Origin of the sequence: Corallococcus sp. EGB (assembly GCF_019968905.1) — a bacterium.
In the GTDB taxonomy this organism is placed as follows: domain Bacteria; phylum Myxococcota; class Myxococcia; order Myxococcales; family Myxococcaceae; genus Corallococcus.
In genome coordinates this window covers 4674436-4691340 of record NZ_CP079946.1, presented here as the reverse complement: position 1 = coordinate 4691340, position 16905 = coordinate 4674436, and the positions used below count along the sequence as shown (strand labels likewise).

Here is a 16905-nt window from a genome sequence, read left to right as displayed (position 1 = left end):
CGGCCAGACGCGGCACCCCACGAGGTCGCAGAAGGACTGACACCCCGGCACGTCAGGGCACGCGCACCGTGCGAGCGACGCTGACCGCGGGCCTCAGCGGCAACCCGGCCCCGTCCACCAGCGACGCCACCAGCGTCACCTCCGGCCCGGAGCAGGCGGCGGGCAGCGGGAGCGCCACCTCGCCCGACCGGGTGGCCACGTCGCCGCGCACGAGCGCGCCGTCGCAGCCCGGGCCGCCGTCGCGCACGGTGAGCAGCACCCCGCCCTCGTCCCCATGGGAGGCGTCCGTGCCCACCTGGAAGCCATCCACCCGCACGCGCACGGTGGCGCCCCGGGCCAGCGGCGCGCCCTCACCCGGCTGCAACCAGGTCAGCTGGGGCCGGCCGTAGTTCAGCGTGGACACGGCGTGCACCGTCTCCATGAGCGGCTCGGGCGCCAGGCCTCCGGACTCCGCCAGTGCGGAGAGGCTGAGCGCCTTGCCCTCGGGCGTGGCCACGGCCAGCGCCTCCACCGACAGCGACGCGCGAGAGCCCTCCGTGTCGCCCTGGAACGTGCGGTCCTCCATGCCGGAGGGCGGCATGGGCAGGCGCACGCCGGTGACGGTGCGGCGGCCATCCACCCACACCGTCCAGCGCCGGCCCGCCGCGTTGGTGAAGGTCGCGCGCACGAGCGTCGCGCCCGGCACGGAGGCATCCATGCGCCACTCGCGCGGCAGCAGTCCGTGCCACAGCGACGCGTCCGGGTTGTAGTGGGCCCCCTCCGGGATGGCGAGGAACACGTCGCCCAGCGTCCGCGGACTCACGCCCTCCGGATCGAAGAGGGGCGCATCCAGGGGGGACATCACCGCGCTGGTGGCCCGGCCCACCGGCTCCTCGCCGCCGAACGCCCCCGACGACGCGACGACGGTCAGCCGGTAGGGACGTCCCTCCAGGCCGTGATGGGCCGGCGCCATGCGCACGCGCACGAGGCCCGGCGCCGTCATTCCCGGCTGCGTGTCCGTGTTCGGATCCGCCGGGTTGATGTTGACGGCGGCGCCCAGGCCCAGCGGGACCATGCCCCGTCCGGGCGCGGTCACCGAACCCACCACCAGCGCTCGTCCCAGGTAGCCGTCGCGGAAGCGCGGCAGTGGCGGGACGCGCACGACGAAGGGGAAGGCCAGGGGCACCTGCCGGAAGTCCAACGACGTGGGCGGCGCCGGGGACTCCGGCTCCCCCGGTTCCGGCGAGCGGAGGACGAACTGCACGTCGCGCTCGATGGAGGAGAAGAACCGTCCCGACGGAGGCAGCGCGCGCGCCAGGAGCAGCAGCGGATCCGTGCCCGGATCCATCATCCCCGCCGGAAGCTCGCCAGACGGCACCTGCGCGGTGAGGGCCCAGGCCGTGCGAGTGCCACAGCCGCCCGCGCGCATGGCCGCGTCCGGATCCGCCACGTCCTTGAGCGCCGGGTCACACACCCCGGCGATGCCCGGCACATCCACGGCTACCGGCGCGGTGGCGCCCAGCCCGTTCACCCAGACATTGATGGGCAGCTGGAACTGGCGCGTGGCGCCCCCCAGGGTGAGGTCCACGGTCCGGTCAGGCCCCTGCACCTGGGAGGGCGCGGCCTCCGACAGGAGCCCCGGCACGGAGAGCCCCGCCAATCCCAGCGACAGCGCGCCGCCCGTCCCCACGGGCGCCGAGCGCGTGAAGCCGACGCGAATCCCTCCCACGCGGTCCGCCGGGTTGCGGCGCAGCGGCAGGCGCAGGTCGCGAGAGCCGCTCAGGTCGTAGTTCGCCACGGTGAGGTAGCCGAAGTCCGGGTGGAAGACGGACACCGTCGAGTCGCTCCGGGCCGCGAGCACCGCCACGCCCTGCGCGTCCGTCGCCTCGCGCGCCGTCGTGCCGCCCAGCGCGTCCGCCATCACCACGGAGGCCCCCTCGACGGGGTAGCCCGTGAGCGCGTCCGTCACCACCACGCGGAGCTGTCCCTGGGCCGTGTGCGGGGGCAGCACGGTGATGGTCGCGCGGCATGCGACGAGGCCGGCCCGGGCCTCCACCAGCTCCGCCTCCGCGCCCGCCGACTCCAGCGTGAAGGTGGCGCTGGGACCGACGCCGCCTCCCTTCACGCGCGGCGACACGGCGGACCAGCTGAACCCTCCTGGCAGGACGAAGGGGGCGCCGTCGGTGGCGGTCACCCAGCCCTCGAAGCGCAGGGGGGTGCCCACGGGCGCGACGACACGCTCGGGCACCACGCGGCAGGACCTGGCCGTATCGCTCGGTGCGGGCGTCACGCAGGACCCGCTGCGGCACACCCTGCCGCCGGAGCACTCCGTGTCATACCTGCAGAGCGCGGGGACGCAGCGGCTGGCGTCACAGCGGCAGCCCAGCGGCTGGGACTCGCACGCGGAGATGGCGTTCAGCTCCCCGCGGCGCTCCGCCGAGCAGTCGAGGTCCGTCCGGCACGCGGGCTCACAGCGCGAGAGGGCGGTGTTGCAGAAGAAGAGCGATGGATCCTTGCAGTCCTGATCCACCGTGCAGGCGTCGTCCGTCCTTCCGCCGTGGATGAACGGCACATCCAACTCGGACATCCCGCAGCCCACGGCGCACGCCAGCAGGCATGCGAGCACGACGCCGGGAATCCGGACCGGATGGGGGATGGAACGCATGGGAACTCCGAGGGGGACCGGCCTTGCCCCGACCTTACAAGGGGAAGGGCCGTGACGCGACCGGGGATGACACCAGCCCCGCATTCGCCGGATGCCCGGAACCGGGAGCCTCCGGGTAAATCGGCCGGGCGGGCAGGAAAGTGTCGGTTGGCTTCCGGCGCCAGGAGTTCCAGAATCGCCCGACGATGGCGCGCAGTGAACCGAAGACCTTGGAGAGCCTGATGCCGCGGGTGCTGGCGCGCCTGGCGGGAGAGTCCGGCCGCGCGTCGTCGCTCATGCCCCTCTGGACCGCCGCGGTGGGAGAGAACATCGCGCGCCACAGCCACCCGCACCAACTGGAAGGCGCCACGCTGATCATCTCCGTGGAGAGCGCCGAGTGGGCCCAGGTCCTCTCCCGTCAGGCCGACTCGCTGCGGGAGCGGCTCAACGAGAAGCTGGGCCCCGGCAAGGTGACGACGCTCCTCTTCCAACTGGAGTCGCGATGAGGGGCATGCTCCTGGGCCTGCTGCTCGCGAGCATGGCCGCATCCGCCGAGCCCCCCTCCGCCGCGGTGGCCTCCCTCGCCGTCCCCAACTCCGCGAGCCCGGACCTGCCGCCCTCCACCCCGGAGGAGACGCCCCAGTCGCAGGAGGCCCGGGCCCGGCTGCACGTGCTGCGCGAGTTCGAACGCGTGGGCCGCCGCGCGCCCACGAACGACAAGGCGCTGGAGGTCGCGGCCCGGAGGCTCGCGCGCGAGGCCCTGACCCAGTTCACCACCGGCGCCCCGGACCTGCTGACGTTGACGGAGGCGGTCAGCGACTCGGGCGCCGCGGATCCATCCCCCAAGGTGCTGGTCATCCGCGCCTGGGTGCACTCGCACGCCATCGAGACCTTCCTCGCCCGCCAGGACTTCAACGGCGAGCGCGTGAGCCACTTCGGCGTGGGCGTGGCCTTCCTGGGCGAGCGCGCCGCGCTGGTGCTGCTCACCGTGGACCGCAAGGCGGAGGTGCTCCCCTTCCCCCGCGCCATCGCCAAGGCCGGGACGGAGAAGCGCGTGTGCGGCCGGCTCGTGCCGCCGCTGCGCAGCCCGCAGGTCTTCGTCACCCGGCCGGACGGAGAGGTGGAGAGCGTGGCCCTGAGCCGCGCGCCCTCGGGCACCAACGGCTTCTGCGCGGGGGTGACCTTCGCGACGCCCGGCGGCTACACCGTGGAGGTGGTGGGCCAGGCCGATGCCGGGCCAGAGGTGACGTCGCTGTTCCTCGTGCAGGTGGGTACCCGCGCCGCGCGCGGTGCACAGGAAGCCCAGCGCGAGCCCACCACGCTGGCCGAGGCGCGCACCGCCCTCTACGAGCGCATCAACACCCTGCGCCGCGCGCACCAGCTGCCGGAGCTTTCACCGGATCCGACGCTGGAGGACGTGGCGCTGCGCTACAGCGCTCGGATGGCGACGGAGGGCTTCTTCGCGCACATCGCGCCAGACGGCTCCACCCTCACCCGCCGCCTGCCGGAGGGCACGCGCTACGTGCGCGCCGGAGAGAACCTGGGGCTGGCGGCGGGCCCGCTCGCGGCGCACTTCGGCATCGAGCACAGCCCCGGCCACCGCAAGAACCTGATGGACCCCGCCTTCCGCTTCATGGGCGTGGGAGTGGTGTTCCAGAAGGTGGACGGCCGGGAAGAGGCCGTCGTCACGGAGGTCTTCACGGCGGCGTCGCCTGGCGCGGCGCTCCCCGCGGACCCGGTGTCTGACGTCTACGAGGCCCTGTCCCGGCACCGCGCCACCCTCAAGCTGCCGCCCTTGGTGCGCAGCGAGGCGCTGGAGCGGCTGGCACGCGACCATGCCCGCCGCGCGCTGGCGCAGGACGAGCCGGGCGCCGGAGGCGACGATGCGTCCCCCCTGCACGAGCGGGTGTTCTCCGCGCTGCCGGACGCGGGCACCGCGTCGGTGGACTTCTTCGTCGTGGGAGACCCGAGCGCCGTGCCCGAGTCACGCAGCCTGGCCACCGCCGCCAACACCCGGGTGGGCGTGGGGCTGGTGCGGGGCAACTCCAAGCGCTTTGGCCAGGGCCAGTACTGGGTGGCCGTCATCTACGCCGCGGTGCCCTGAAGCAGCGGCTCCGGGTGGCACGTCCACGCGGACGCCGGCCACGACCGGACTTCGGGCGTGACCGGGGGAACTCCGGGAGCGGGCCCAGGTGGAAACGGGCCGGATGTCAGACGTCCCGGTTAGACAGGACGGCGCTGCGTGGCGTACGCCTCCAGCCCCATCTGCGGAGGAGCCAGGTTGGCGTACATCGGGCACTTCATGCACGTGAACGACTGCCAGCCGCGACGCACGGCCTCATCGAGGCAGTTGTCGTAGTGGTTGCAGTTCAGGTTGCGATGCGACTCGACGCCTGCCCGCTTCGGGCCGGCTTCGGGATTGATGGTCTGCGGCAGATCGGATGGACACGGCTTCATGGAGCCTCCCCTATGAGCTGTTTCCCCCCCCGAGGTCTGTGAACGAGCAGTGCTACCGACGACAGGTCTGACTGACACACATCGGTCCGGAGTAGCGCTCAACAGCGGCGCAACGTAAGGATTCCCTCCGGAGAGCGCAACGGGTCGACAACCCCGCGGGACCAGCCCGCGGCGGCGGGATCTAGGACTTGTCGGGCCGACTGTCAAACCGACCCCCGCCCACCTGGTGGGGAATGTCGACTGCAAATCTCTCGTTCCGGAGCCGCAAGGCCGCGAATTGAAAGGAAGAATCTCATGAGTTGGACCGGCTGGGTGGCGGGTTGGGTGGCGGGGGTGGCGCTGGGGCAATCCCCCACGACACTCGAGGCCGTCCGGCTGCACCGGTCCGACGCGGCGGCGCTCGCCCAGGCGGAGCTCGCGACCTGCGAGCAGGCGAAGTGCCCGGATGCGGGGAGGCTGGGCCTGCTCGCTGGCACGCTCGTCCTTTCGGACGGGGACGCGGCCCTGGCCCGGGACCTGCTCACCCGGCACGCGGCCCCCGCGCCCCTGGAGTCCTTCCATGCCTTCTACCTGGGACAGGCGCGCTTCTACTCGGGCGACCCCGACGGCGCGGCGAAGGACTTCGAGCGGGCCCTGGAGAAGGCCTCCCCGGCCCTCGCCGTACGTGCCCGCGCCCGCCTGGGGGAGTCCCTGTTGGACGCCCACCGCCCCAAGGACGCGGCCCCGGTGCTGGAGTCCGCGGCGGCGGCGCAGCCCACCCCGGAGCTGCTCTTCCAGCGCGCCCAGACGCGCGCGGCCACCGGCAACGCGGCGGGCCTTCGCGCGGACCTGAAGTCGGTGGCGCTGCGCTTCCCCACCCACCCGTACGCGGACGCGGCGTTGGAGCAGCTGGCCGCGCTGAAGCCCCCGGTGACGCTCACCCTCCCCGAGCACCTCCAGCGCGCCAGGGGATTCCTCTCCAGCGACGCGGCGAAGCGCGCCGAGGAGGAGCTGGCCACGGCGGAGAAGCGGGGGCTGGTGAAGGGCGCTCCCGCCCAGGCGCAGGTGGCGCTGCTGCGCGCGCAGGTGCTCTTCGCGCTCGGCAAGCGCGAGGACGCGGAGAAGGCGCTCGCGGTGGCGCGCAAGGGGCCGCCGGCCATCGCCGCGGAGGCCGCGCTGGTGGTGGCGCGCCGGGCGCTGCGCTCGGACGACAACGAGAAGGCGCGCAAGCTGATGGCGGCGCTGGACAAGGCCTATCCGTCCCAGGCGGCGGGTGAGGAAGGCGCGTTCTTCGCCGCGTGGTTGGATTTGCAGGGCAGCCGCTTCGAGGACGCGGCGAAGTCCTTCGCCGACTACGAGAAGCGCTACAAGGGCTCACGCCGCCGCGATGAGGCGATGTGGTTCCGAGCCCTCGCGCACATCCGGCTGGAGCAGTACGCGAAGGCGCGCCAGGCGCTGGACGACCTGGTGACGGCCTACCCGAAGACGTCCCTGGCGCCGCAGGCCCGCTACTGGATGGCGCGCACGGAGGAGCTGTCCGGCGGCAAGGCGGCGTCCGTGGGGCCCGCCTACGAAGCGGTCATCACCGCGGCGCCCGCGTCGTTCTACGCGCTGCTCGCCACGGAGCGCCTGCGCGAATCGGGGCGCACGCCGCCGGAGGCCTTCCCACAGCCTCCGAAGCAGCTCACCCTCCCCCGCCCGCCGGAGCTGGAGCTGGCGGTGGCGCTGACGCGCGCGGGCCTCTTCCGCGACGCTGCGGACGAGGTGCAGTCGCGCGTGTCGGACCTGCGCTCCGCGGACCAGGCGCTGCCGTTCGCGCACGCGCTCCTGCAGTTGGGGGAGTTCGGCCACGCGCACGTGGTGGCGGCGCGCTACCTCTGGGGCCGCGCCTTCGGGTCCAAGGCCCCGGACGCGCTGGCCGCGTTCTACCCGCGCGCGTTCGCCCAGGCGGTGGAGACCGAGGCCACGCGGCAGGCGCTGGATCCGTTCCTCGTGTGGGCCATCATGCGTCGTGAGAGCGCCTTCAGGCCGGAGGTCATGAGCGCGGCGGACGCACGCGGCCTCATGCAGATCATCCCGCCCACGGCGACGGCGATCGCCCTGAAGATGGCGGAGCCCGCGCCCGCCCCGGCGGACCTCTTCGCCCCGGAGCGCAACATCCGCTACGGCGCGTGGTACCTGTCGCAGCTGATGAAGCGCTTCGCGCACCCGGCGCTCGCGGCGGCGGCCTACAACGCGGGGCCCAAGGCGGCGGTGCGGTGGGCGCAGGAGCGCGGCAGCATGCCCCTGGACCTGTTCGTGGAGTCCATCCCGTACCGGGAGACGCGCGGCTACGTGAAGCAGGTGCTGGCGGACCTGTACCTCTACCACCGCTTCTACGAGAAGAACGGCACCGAGGCCCGGCTGGCCATGAGCGTCCCCGCCCCCACCACGGACGGCGTCGGCTTCTGATGCCCGGGTGACGGCTCAGGCGCCGCGCGAAGCCCGCCGGCGCTCGATTTCGTGCTCCAGCGACTGCACGACCTCCGACAGCGGCATGCTGCTGGAGTCCACGTGCACCGCGTCCTCGGCGGGCTTCAGGGGCGCGACCTCGCGGCCGGAGTCCGCGGCGTCGCGGCGCGTCTGGTCCTGGAGGACGCCCTCCAGGCTGCTGTCCACGCCTTTCTGGAAGAGCTCTTCGAAGCGGCGGCGCGCCCGGACCTCCGGGTCCGCCTGGAGGAAGAACTTCACGTCCGCGTCCGGGAACACCACCGTGCCGATGTCCCGGCCCTCCAGGATGGCGCCCGTCGGAGCCTCCAGCGCCAGCCGCCGCTGGAGCGCCAAGAGCCCCGCGCGCACCACCGGCCGCCCGGACACCTGCGACGCGCCCATGGAGATGGGCGGCGTGCGGATTTCCCCCGACACGTCCTCGCCGCCCAGGAAGACGTGGTTCTCCTCGCCCACCACCTGGAAGTGGATGCGCACGCGCCCGAGCAGCTCGCCCAGCTTCGCGTCGTCGTCGAAGGCGATGCCCTCGCGCGAGGCCATCAGCGCCACGCAGCGGTAGATGGCGCCCGTGTCCACCAGCGCGAAGCCCAGCCGCCGCGCGAGCAGCTTGGACACGGAGGACTTGCCCGCCCCGGCCGGCCCGTCGATGGCGACGATGAACGGCCGAGCGCTCACGAGAGGACCTCCTTGAGCGCGGCCACGCAGCGCGCGTTCTCCTGGGGCGTGCCCACGGAGATGCGCAGGCACGTCGGGTGGCCGTTGCCCGCCATGGGCCGCACGATGACGCCCCGGCGCAGGAGCTGCTCGTACACCTCCGCGGACGGACGGTGGCAGTCCACGAAGACGAAGTTCGCGTGGCTGTCCGTCAGGGTGAGCCCCAGCTTCGGCAGCTCCTCACCGAAGTAGCGCAGGCCCACGCGGTTGTTCTCCCGCGTGCGCTCCACGTGCGCCGTGTCCTCCAGCGCGGCCATGCCCGCCGCCTGCGCCACCGTCGTCAGGTTGAACGGCATGCGCGTGCGGTGCACGTAGCCCGCGAGCTTCGCGTCCATCACCGCCGAGCCCAGCCGGATGCCGGCCAGCCCGTGGATCTTGCTGAAGGTGCGCAGCCCCACGAGGTTCGGGTACGCGTGGAACAGCTCCACGGCGCTCGCGTAGCCGGGCCAGTCCACGAACTCCGCGTAGGCCTCGTCGTGGACGACGAGCACGTCCTTGGGCACCGCCTGGAGGAACGCCTCCAGGTCCTTGCGCCCGAACGTGGTGCCCGTGGGGTTGTCCGGGTTGGCCAGGAACACCATGCGCGTGCGCGGCGTGACGGCGCGGGCCATGGCCTCCAGGTCGTAGCGGAATCCCTCGCGCATGGGCACCTCCACGAACGCCCGCCCGTGCGCCTGCGCGGAGATGCGGTACGCCGGGAACGAGCCCTTGCACAGGAGGAGCTCCTCCTCCGGCGTCGTGAACGTGCGGATGAGCAGCTCGATCAGCTCGTTGGAGCCGCTGCCGAGCACGACCTCCTCGGGCTTCACGCCCAGGTGCGCGGCAAGCCGGCGCACCAGGTGGAAGCTCGTGGCGTCCGGGTAGAGGTTCACCTGGGCCGCCGCGTTGCGCATGGCCTCCACCGCGCGGGGCGACGGGCCCAGCGGGTTCTCGTTGGAGGCCAGCTTGATGACGCCCTTGAGGCCGTACTCCCGCTCGGTCTCCTCGATGGGCTTGCCCGGAACGTAGGCCTTGAGCGTCTCGACGTAGGAAGGAACGAGCGGTCGCATGGGAAGGAGCCCCTACTTGCCGGAGAACATGCCGAGTGCGCGGAACTTGTCGTAGCGGTCGCGCACCAGCGCGTCCGGCTTCAGCTCCGCCAGCTGCCCCAGGTGCTTGCGCAGGGCCTTGCCCAGCGCTTCCGCCGCCTTGGCCGGGTCGCGGTGCGCGCCGCCCGGAGGCTCCGGAATCACCTCGTCGATGATCTTCATCTCCAGCAGGTCCTGCGCCGTGGGGCGCATCGCGTCCGCGGCCTTGTCCGCCTTGGTCGCGTCGCGGAAGAGGATGGAGGCGCAGCCCTCCGGGGAGATGACGGAGTAGACGCTGTTCTGGAACATCAGCACGCGGTTGCCCACGCCGATGGCCAGCGCGCCACCGGAGCCGCCCTCGCCCACCACGGTGGAGATGATGGGCACGCGCAGGCGGCTCATGACCTCCAGGTTCATGGCGATGGCCTCCGCCTGGCCACGCTCCTCCGCGCCGATGCCCGGGTACGCGCCCGGCGTGTCCACGAAGGTGAGGATGGGCTTCTCCATCCGCTCGGCCAGCTCCATCAGCCGGCGCGCCTTGCGGTAGCCCTCCGGGCGCGGCATGCCGAAGTTGCGCGCCATGTTCTCCTTGGTGTTGCGCCCCTTCTGGTGCCCGATGACCATCACCGTCTTGCCATCGAAGCGCGCGAAGCCTCCGACGATGGACGGGTCCTCGCCGAAGTGCCGGTCGCCGCACATCTCGAAGAAGTCCGTGAAGAGGTGCTGGACGTAGTCCAGGAAGTACGGGCGCGCGCTGTGCCGCGACAGCTGCACCACCTGCCAGCGGGACAGGTCGCTGAAGATCTCCGACTGGAGCTTCTTCGCCTTCTTCTCCAGCTTCGAGATCTCCGAGGAGAAGTCCACGGATCCGCTGGTGGAGAGGGCCTTGAGCTCCTCGATCTTCTTTTCCAGCTCGATGAGCGGGCGCTCGAAGTCGAGCGCGTAGCCAATGCCGGTTGCCATGGCGCCGAACTAGCACCAGGGTTCAGGCCAATCAACGCGCAAGCGGTTACGCACCCCTGGAATGTCCAGGGGGGCCGCCCGTCTGGTGAAACATGGTCCTTGCCCTGTCCCTGCTGGCCGTGACGCTGTCCGCCGCTCCCGCCGGGCCCCCTTCCGGCCGGGCCCTCAACACGCAGGGGTTCCGCCTCTACCAGTCCGGCCGCTACGGCCAGGCCCTGGAGAAGTTCCAGGAGGCTGCACGGGCCACCCCGGACTATGCCCTGGCCCACTACAACGCCGCCGCCACCCTGGGCGTCCTGCGCAAGCAGGGCAAGGTCTGCGAGTACGGCGCCCACCGCGACGTCATCGTGGAGAAGCTGGCCACCGCCGTGCGCCTGGACCCGCGCCGCCTCCAGCGGGCGAAGGACGACCGGGACCTGGACGTCATCCGGGACACGCTGGGATGGCAGAAGCTGCTGGGCCGCACCCCGGAGAAGGAGGCCGACGTGCCGGCCCTCCTCAGGGCGGTGTCCTGGTACGGCCCCGGCGTGGGCGTCTACGGCACCACCCGGACCCTGAAGTTCCAGGACGCAGGCCGCGTGGAGCTCTGGAAGAAGGACGTGGACGCCTCCGGCTCGGCTCACGAGTCGCGGACCCCGGGCACGTACACCGTCCGGGGCCGCACGGTGGAGGTGAAGCTCCCGGGGAGCGCGCCCGTCACCGGGACCCTCGGCGCGGGCGGCGCCCTCACCTTCCCGGAGCCCCTGGGCACCTTCACCGACAGTCCGTCGGAGTGTGACGCCTGACGTGAAGTGACGACCCGTTCACGCCTGCACACCCCGAGGGGGCGCCGCCCTGGCACGCGTCCTCGCCGGTGCGCAGCTTCCCCGGGGGAGCGGAACGGGGGGAAGCAGTGCACCGACTCAACGCAAGACACTGGGGGCTCGTCGCCATGATCGCGGCTGCCCCCGTCGTCCTCGCCTTCATGCTGGGAGCCGCCGCGCCGCGGCTGCTGGAGCCGGTGCTGGGCACTCCGGTGGGCGGCCTGAGCTGGCTGCTCGCCACGGTGCTGGGGCTCATGGGCGGCGCCCTCTTCGCGCGCATCCTCGCGGCCCTGCAGCGCCCGCGCATCCAGGCGTCCCCGGTGCTGCGCGTGCTGGGCACGGTGGGCGGCGCCAGCGTGGCGGTGACCCTGTGCATCGTGCCGGCGGTGGCGCTGATGCTCCTGGGGCCAGGATGGGTGCTCCATCAGCACCTCGCGGTGCCGGAAGCCCCGACGGGGCGCTCACTCAAGGCGAGCGCCCTGGACCTGCTGGAGCAGGCGCGGCGGGCGTATCCCCACCGGCTGCCCCTGTCCCAGCTCATTCCGGGGCCCCACTAGGGGCGCACGGCAATCACGGCGTCAGGCCGCCTTGATCTTCGCCGGCGGCGCGGACAGGGCGTACCAGGCGGTGCGGAACGCCTTCAGCTCGCGCAGCCCCGCGGGGTGACGGCCCAGCGCGGGCGCCATCGTCACGGGCAGGCCAATCTTCTTCTCCATGGCCTTGGCCGCGTTCAGCTCCAGCTTGCGGCGGTTCTCGCACTTCTCGCAGGTGGACTTGGGGCCCACGCGGTTGACGAGCACCCGCTCCACCTGGAGCTTGCGCTCCTTGAGGTACTCCACCAGCCGCTCGGTGCGGGACGCAGCCAGGTCCTCGCCGCGCGTGACGACCACGAAGCGCGACTCGCTGGGGGACGCCAGCGCGTCCTCGAAGCGCTTCACGTGCTTGAGCATCGCCGCCAGCTCATCCGCCAGCTCGCCCAGGCCCTTGGCCCGGTGCTTGTTGAGGATGCCGTGCAGCGCGCCCAGCCACGCCTTCGCCGTATCCGCCAGCTCCACCACGCGGACGTTCATCACCTGCGGCGACGAGTCCACCACGATGCGCTTGAACCGCTCCTGCACCAGCGCGTCCGTCAGCACGGACATGGCCGCCAGCTCGTCGATGCCCGGGGGCGCGCACTCCAGCAGGTTGCGCAGGTAGAGCAGGTCCGCCGGCACGTCGTTGCCCGCCTTGGGCGCGCCCTCGAAGGCCTTCTCCGCCTTCTCCTTCAGGCGCTTGCGCAGGGCGTTGAACCACCCCGCCATGTCCAGCTCGCGCGCGTACAGGCCCTTGGTGCCCTTCACCTGCGTCTCGGTGTCCGTCAGGCGGCTCTGCAGCACGTCCGACAGCGAGTGCGCGGGGTCCGTGGAGATGAGGAGCACCGGTCCCTCCTTCTCCGTCAGCGTCACCGCCGCGGCGGCCGCGCAGGAGGACTTGCCCACCCCGCCCTGCCCCACGAAGAAGATGAGCCGCGTGGGAGGCAGCGGCGGCGCCGCGATGGGCGGCATGGACGGGGCGCGCACCAGCGCCGGAGGCCCTTCGGCCGCGCTGAACTCCAGCGCCTTGGTCTCCTTGCCCGCCGCCCACTCCTTGGCGAACTCCTTCAGCCCGTCCAGCCCCCGGGGCGCCACCTCGCGGCGGCCCAGCAGGTTCACGGGCACGTTCTTGTCCAGCGCCTGGTACTTGCGCACGTGCGGCGCCTGCAGGCCCCGGCGGCCCTGGCACGCGGGGCAACCCTGGTGGTCCTCCACCTGGTTGACCACCACCTCCGTCACCGGCAGCCCGCGCTCGCGCAGCTGGGTGAAGTACATGCGCGTCTGCGCTTCGGGCACCGGCTCCGCCAGCGCCACCAGGTGGAAGGCCGTGCGCGCCGGATCCTTCAGCAGCGCCAGCAGCTTCTCCGCCTTCTGGCCCACCTGCTCCAGGAAGCCGCCCGAGGACTCCGCCGCCGCGGCGGCCGCCGCCTTCTTGCCCTTGCCGCTGGGGGCCGGGGCGGCGCGGTCCTGGCCCGCCTTCACGAAGCCCAGGAACTTGCGCAGCTGCGCCGGCAGATCGAACAGGCGCAGCGTGTGGCTGGTGGGCGCCGTGTCCACGACGACGCGGTCGAAGTCACCCGAGTCCAGCAGGTCCACCACGTGGAAGAGCGCCACCAGCTCCTCCAGCCCCGGCACCGCCTGCTGGTAGAGCTTGCCCAGCTCCTCTTCCGACAGGTGCGTGCCCTTCACCGCCGCCTTCGCCAGCGCCGGCAGGTACTCCGCCAGGAACGGCTTGAGCAGCGCGGGCGGGTTCAACTCCGCGCCGAAGAGGCCGCCCTCGCCCTTGCCCGCCTGCAGCTTGGTGGGCTTCGCCGGCAGCTTCTTCTTCACCAGGTCCGACAGGGACTGCACCGGATCCAACGAGACGACCAGCACCCGGTGCTTGGGCACTTCTTCGGAGAGCCTCACCGCGTACGCTGCCGCAAGCGTGGTCTTGCCGACCCCGCCCTTGCCGCCGAAGAAGTGAAGAACTCGCGCGTCGCTCATTGCGTTGTGGCCTTCCTTGTGCCCCCCCGGCGGCACCCCAGATGACTCACGTCGGACAACCGCCCCGTGGGGGGCGGACGTGGCCCGAAGTGACACGTCCCGGCCGGGCCCTCACCAACGGGTGGGAGAGGCCCGGAGGATCCCCCGTCCAGGGGGGAAAAGTCAAGAATTGACAGGGGTTTTCGAGACCTCCCCCGCCCGTTTAAACCGGCTTGGGGAGCCCCCGTGCGCGCCCTCCAGGAGCCCTGCCAAGGGCCCGGAATCCGGGCCTTCCTGCCTACCCGTCAGGTCAGCGGCGGCCTCCGCCGGTCCACCCGCCCCGGGGAGCCGCGGCGGATCAGCGGATGAGGAAGCTGCTGGCCCCCAAGGGGCCCTCGTTGCCCTGTCCCCCCAGGGGGCCGCCCCCGCCTGGGGCGCCCTGGGCGCGGTTCTCCGCCGCGTAGCGGTTGAGCTTGTTGTAGAGCGTCTTCTCGCTCACCCCCAGCACCTCGGCGGTGCGGGCCTTGTTGTTCCCGTTCCGCTGGAGGCTGCCCAGGATGTACTCGCGCTCCACGGCGTCCAGGCTCAGGCCGAACGGCAGCTTGAACGTGTGGCGCTCCGGGGACTTGCCGGCCATGTCCGGCGGCAGGTGCTCGCGGGTGATCAGCTCCCCGTCGCAGAGGATGACGGCGCGCTCCACGGCGTTGCGCAGCTCGCGGATGTTGCCCGGCCAGTCGTAGTTCTTGAGCACCTCCATCGCGTCCGGGTGCACGCCGGAGACGCGCTTCGCGGAGTCCCCGCGGAACTTGTCCACGAAGTGCTGGACCAGGATGGGCACGTCGTCCCGGCGGTCGCGCAGGGGCGGCAGGTGCAGCTGGAACACGTTGAGGCGGAAGTAGAGATCCTCGCGGAAGCGCTGGTTCTTGATCTCCTGCTTCAGGTCGCGGTTCGTGGCGGACAGCACGCGCACGTCCACTTCGATTTCCACCTTGCCGCCCAGACGGCGCAGGCGCCCCTCTTCCAGGACGCGCAGCAGCTTGGCCTGCAGGTCGATGGGGATCTCACCCAACTCGTCCAGGAACAGCGTGCCGCCGTGGGCCATCTCGAAGACGCCCGGGCGGCGCTGATCCGCGCCGGTGAACGCGCCGCGCTCGTGGCCGAAGAGCTCGGATTCAATCAGCGTCGCGGGGATGGACGCGCAGTTGATGGCGATGAAGGGCTTGTCGCGGCGCAGGGACAGGTTGTGCACCGTGCGGGCGACGACCTCCTTGCCCGTACCGGACTCGCCGCTGATGGAGACGCTGGCCTTGGAGGGGGCCACCTTCTCGACCATCTCGATGACCTTGCGCATCGCGGTGGAGCCGGCGATGAGGTCCGAGGAGCCCAGCTGCTTGAGGCGGCGCCGCAGCGTCTGCACCTCGCGCAGGGTCTCCTTCTTCTCCAGCGCGCGGTCGATGCAGACCTTGAGCCGCGCGGTGTCCAGCGGCTTCACGATGAAGTCGTAGGCACCCTCGCGGATGGACTCCACGGCGGTGTCGATGGTGCCACGGCCGGTGAGGAACACCACCGGGCAATCCGGCAGCTCGTCGCGCAGGTTGCGCAACAGCCAGAGACCATCCGTCTCCGGCATGGCGAGGTCCGACAGGACGACGTCGGGCCGGAACTCACCGGCCTTGCGGAGGGCGTCATGCCCGTCGAACGCGGTCTCGACCTTGTGACCCCAGGCGGACAACATCTCCGCCAGTGCCTCGCAGGTCTCACGTTCGTCATCCACGGCCAGGATTCGTGCGCTGCCCAAGGTGAAAACCTCCACTGCGATGAAGCGTGATGAAACCGGATGGAAGACCGTCCGCGCCCTGAAGGGGGAAAGCTCAGGCGCGCGGAAACACGAGGCGGCACGTCCCCGCCTGGACGACGAACTCGATGCCCAACTGGGCCGCACGGAGCGTCAGCGCGGCGACGGTGTCCCTCGCCCGCTCGGGCGCCGAGGAGCCGTCCACCACCTCCAGCACCGCCGCGGAGCCCTCGGCGCGGACCGCGACGACCACGGTGGCGCCGGACTCCGCGCGCTGGAAGGCGCGCATCAGCACCTGCACCAGGAAGAACCCCAGCTCGGTGGTGTCGTCCATGCGGGCCTGCACATCCGGCTCGATGACGCGCTGGACCTGCAGGCGGCGCCGGCGGCTCTCATGACCGAGCACGTCCAGGGCCTTGCCGGTGGCATCCGACAGCGGCGCGTCCCCGGAGGGCCCCGCCCCTCGGAACACGATGAAGTCGGAGAAGAGCTTCAGCAGGCTGTCCACGCGGGCGATCTGCTCGCGCATCGCCTTGAGGTTCTTCTCCTGCGTGGCCGGGACCTGGCCGGACTCACCCTTGAGCTTCTCGGTGAGCACCTCGAGATGGATGGCGAGCGCGTTGAGCGGGTTGCGCACGTCGTGCAGCAAGCTGTCCATCAAGGGCGGAACCGCGTCGTAGCGGGCCGCGCCCACCACAGGGTCCGACACATCCTGGACAGAAGGCACACTGCTTGCCATGGCTGATGAGCTAACCACCTGGAACTCCTAGGAATTTCCGTCTCCCCACCCCCGCCGCCGCCCTACCGGAGCCAGGATTTAGGGAGCACCCCCGGGATCGTCAACCCTGGGTCGGTAATTCTTGCCGGAGTTCTAAAATTCCCGTGTCGGAACGGCCACTTAGGACCGCTCCCAAGTGTCACTCAACGAACGGGAACCCGCTTCCGGGCGATCAGCGCGTCCAGGGATTGTCCACCCCTGGACAGCGCGTTCGCCCTCAGGTGCCCGTGGCGGGGGCCGGGGGCTGCGCGGCGGCGCCGATGCCCACGAGCTGGAGGCCCAGCCGGGCCGCGTACTCGAAGATGCGCGGGTCCCGGTAGAACTCACCGAAGACGATGCGGGTGCAGCCGCTGTTCGCGATCAACTTGAAGCACGGCCAGCACGGACTGGCGGTCGTGTAGATGGTCGCCCCGTCGATGGAGACGCCGTTCTTCGCGGCCTGGATGATGGCGTTGGCCTCCGCGTGGACGGTGGCCACGCAGTGGCCGTTCTCCATCATGTGGCCCACCTCATCGCAGTGGGGCAGGCCGCGGATGGCGCCGTTGTAGCCGGTGGACAGGATGGTCTTGTCCCGCACCAGCACCGCGCCCACGTGCTTGCGGTCACAGGTGGCGCGGGTGGCCACCTGCTGGGCGATGTCCATGAAGTACTGATCCCAATTGCCCCGAGCGGCCATGCGGCTCAACCCTCCAGACGATGTGC

14 protein-coding genes are annotated in these 16905 nt (G+C 71.6%); 5 read left to right on the top strand and 9 right to left on the bottom strand.

Annotation, left to right across the window (positions count from 1 at the left end):
- Positions 1-52 precede the first annotated feature (52 nt).
- The gene (locus KYK13_RS19655) at positions 53-2644 is read right to left on the bottom strand and encodes a carboxypeptidase regulatory-like domain-containing protein (protein ID WP_223646416.1); all 2592 of its coding nucleotides are present in this window, start codon (positions 2642-2644) and stop codon (positions 53-55) included.
- A 185-nt stretch (positions 2645-2829) separates the two neighbouring features.
- On the opposite strand from KYK13_RS19655, the gene KYK13_RS19650 reads away from it, so the two are divergent.
- The gene (locus KYK13_RS19650) at positions 2830-3129 is read left to right on the top strand and encodes a DciA family protein (protein WP_223646414.1); all 300 of its coding nucleotides are present in this window, start codon (positions 2830-2832) and stop codon (positions 3127-3129) included.
- Entirely contained in the window at positions 3126-4727 is a 1602-nt protein-coding gene (locus KYK13_RS19645) for a CAP domain-containing protein (RefSeq protein ID WP_223646412.1), read from the top strand. Before KYK13_RS19650 ends, KYK13_RS19645 begins: the two co-directional genes overlap by 4 nt.
- 119 nt (positions 4728-4846) lie before the next feature.
- Here the strand turns inward: KYK13_RS19645 and KYK13_RS19640 are convergent, their stop codons facing one another.
- Positions 4847-5080 (bottom strand): hypothetical protein, encoded by a 234-nt coding sequence (locus KYK13_RS19640; RefSeq protein ID WP_223646410.1) that lies wholly within the window; start codon positions 5078-5080, stop codon positions 4847-4849.
- Between the two features lie 294 nt (positions 5081-5374).
- Here KYK13_RS19640 and KYK13_RS19635 point away from each other — a divergent pair, with 294 nt between their 5' ends.
- A complete protein-coding gene (locus KYK13_RS19635; protein WP_223646408.1) occupies positions 5375-7510 on the top strand; it encodes a transglycosylase SLT domain-containing protein in 2136 nt (711 codons plus the stop codon).
- A gap of 15 nt (positions 7511-7525) precedes the next feature.
- Here the strand turns inward: KYK13_RS19635 and cmk are convergent, their stop codons facing one another.
- From cmk to KYK13_RS19620, 3 genes are read right to left on the bottom strand one after another with little or no spacing between them, the layout of a single operon-like run.
- A complete protein-coding gene (gene cmk, locus KYK13_RS19630; RefSeq protein ID WP_223646406.1) occupies positions 7526-8221 on the bottom strand; it encodes a (d)CMP kinase in 696 nt (231 codons plus the stop codon).
- Positions 8218-9309, bottom strand: coding sequence for a histidinol-phosphate transaminase (gene hisC, locus KYK13_RS19625; protein WP_223646404.1), 1092 nt, complete (start codon positions 9307-9309; stop codon positions 8218-8220). The genes cmk and hisC overlap by 4 nt, the downstream gene beginning before the upstream one ends.
- Positions 9310-9321: 12 nt before the next feature.
- Positions 9322-10290, bottom strand: coding sequence for an acetyl-CoA carboxylase carboxyltransferase subunit alpha (locus KYK13_RS19620; protein WP_223646402.1), 969 nt, complete (start codon positions 10288-10290; stop codon positions 9322-9324).
- A gap of 92 nt (positions 10291-10382) precedes the next feature.
- Between KYK13_RS19620 and KYK13_RS19615 the strand changes: the two genes are divergently transcribed.
- A complete protein-coding gene (locus KYK13_RS19615) occupies positions 10383-11075 on the top strand; it encodes a tetratricopeptide repeat protein (protein ID WP_223646400.1) in 693 nt (230 codons plus the stop codon).
- 146 nt (positions 11076-11221) lie between these two features.
- Entirely contained in the window at positions 11222-11650 is a 429-nt protein-coding gene (locus KYK13_RS19610) for a hypothetical protein (protein ID WP_223646398.1), read from the top strand.
- 21 nt (positions 11651-11671) lie between these two features.
- On the opposite strand, the gene KYK13_RS19605 is transcribed toward KYK13_RS19610, so the two are convergent.
- The 4 genes from KYK13_RS19605 to KYK13_RS19590 form a co-directional block, all read right to left on the bottom strand.
- Positions 11672-13651 carry an ArsA family ATPase gene (locus KYK13_RS19605; RefSeq protein ID WP_223646396.1) on the bottom strand — a complete coding sequence of 660 codons (1980 nt, stop codon included), beginning with the start codon at positions 13649-13651 and terminating at the stop codon, positions 11672-11674.
- 337 nt (positions 13652-13988) lie between these two features.
- Positions 13989-15428 (bottom strand): enhancer binding protein Nla6, encoded by a 1440-nt coding sequence (nla6, locus tag KYK13_RS19600; protein WP_223646394.1) that lies wholly within the window; start codon positions 15426-15428, stop codon positions 13989-13991.
- 73 nt (positions 15429-15501) lie between these two features.
- The gene (locus KYK13_RS19595; protein ID WP_223646392.1) at positions 15502-16164 is read right to left on the bottom strand and encodes a histidine kinase dimerization/phospho-acceptor domain-containing protein; all 663 of its coding nucleotides are present in this window, start codon (positions 16162-16164) and stop codon (positions 15502-15504) included.
- Positions 16165-16420: 256 nt separating this feature from the next.
- A complete protein-coding gene (locus KYK13_RS19590; protein ID WP_223646390.1) occupies positions 16421-16879 on the bottom strand; it encodes a cytidine/deoxycytidylate deaminase family protein in 459 nt (152 codons plus the stop codon).
- Positions 16880-16905 lie beyond the last annotated feature (26 nt).

Excerpts from the sequence above, each read along its gene's own strand:
- KYK13_RS19620 (WP_223646402.1), bottom strand. The coding sequence starts at position 10,290 with ATGGCAACCGGCATTGGCTACGCGCTCGACTTCGAGCGCCCGCTCATC.
- KYK13_RS19655 (WP_223646416.1), bottom strand. The coding sequence starts at position 2,644 with ATGCGTTCCATCCCCCATCCGGTCCGGATTCCCGGCGTCGTGCTCGCA.
- KYK13_RS19650 (WP_223646414.1), top strand. The coding sequence starts at position 2,830 with ATGGCGCGCAGTGAACCGAAGACCTTGGAGAGCCTGATGCCGCGGGTG.
- KYK13_RS19605 (WP_223646396.1), bottom strand. The coding sequence starts at position 13,651 with ATGAGCGACGCGCGAGTTCTTCACTTCTTCGGCGGCAAGGGCGGGGTC.
- KYK13_RS19645 (WP_223646412.1), top strand. The coding sequence starts at position 3,126 with ATGAGGGGCATGCTCCTGGGCCTGCTGCTCGCGAGCATGGCCGCATCC.
- KYK13_RS19615 (WP_223646400.1), top strand. The coding sequence starts at position 10,383 with ATGGTCCTTGCCCTGTCCCTGCTGGCCGTGACGCTGTCCGCCGCTCCC.
- KYK13_RS19610 (WP_223646398.1), top strand. The coding sequence starts at position 11,222 with ATGATCGCGGCTGCCCCCGTCGTCCTCGCCTTCATGCTGGGAGCCGCC.
- KYK13_RS19640 (WP_223646410.1), bottom strand. The coding sequence starts at position 5,080 with ATGAAGCCGTGTCCATCCGATCTGCCGCAGACCATCAATCCCGAAGCC.
- KYK13_RS19635 (WP_223646408.1), top strand. The coding sequence starts at position 5,375 with ATGAGTTGGACCGGCTGGGTGGCGGGTTGGGTGGCGGGGGTGGCGCTG.
- KYK13_RS19595 (WP_223646392.1), bottom strand. The coding sequence starts at position 16,164 with ATGGCAAGCAGTGTGCCTTCTGTCCAGGATGTGTCGGACCCTGTGGTG.
- KYK13_RS19590 (WP_223646390.1), bottom strand. The coding sequence starts at position 16,879 with ATGGCCGCTCGGGGCAATTGGGATCAGTACTTCATGGACATCGCCCAG.
- hisC (WP_223646404.1), bottom strand. The coding sequence starts at position 9,309 with ATGCGACCGCTCGTTCCTTCCTACGTCGAGACGCTCAAGGCCTACGTT.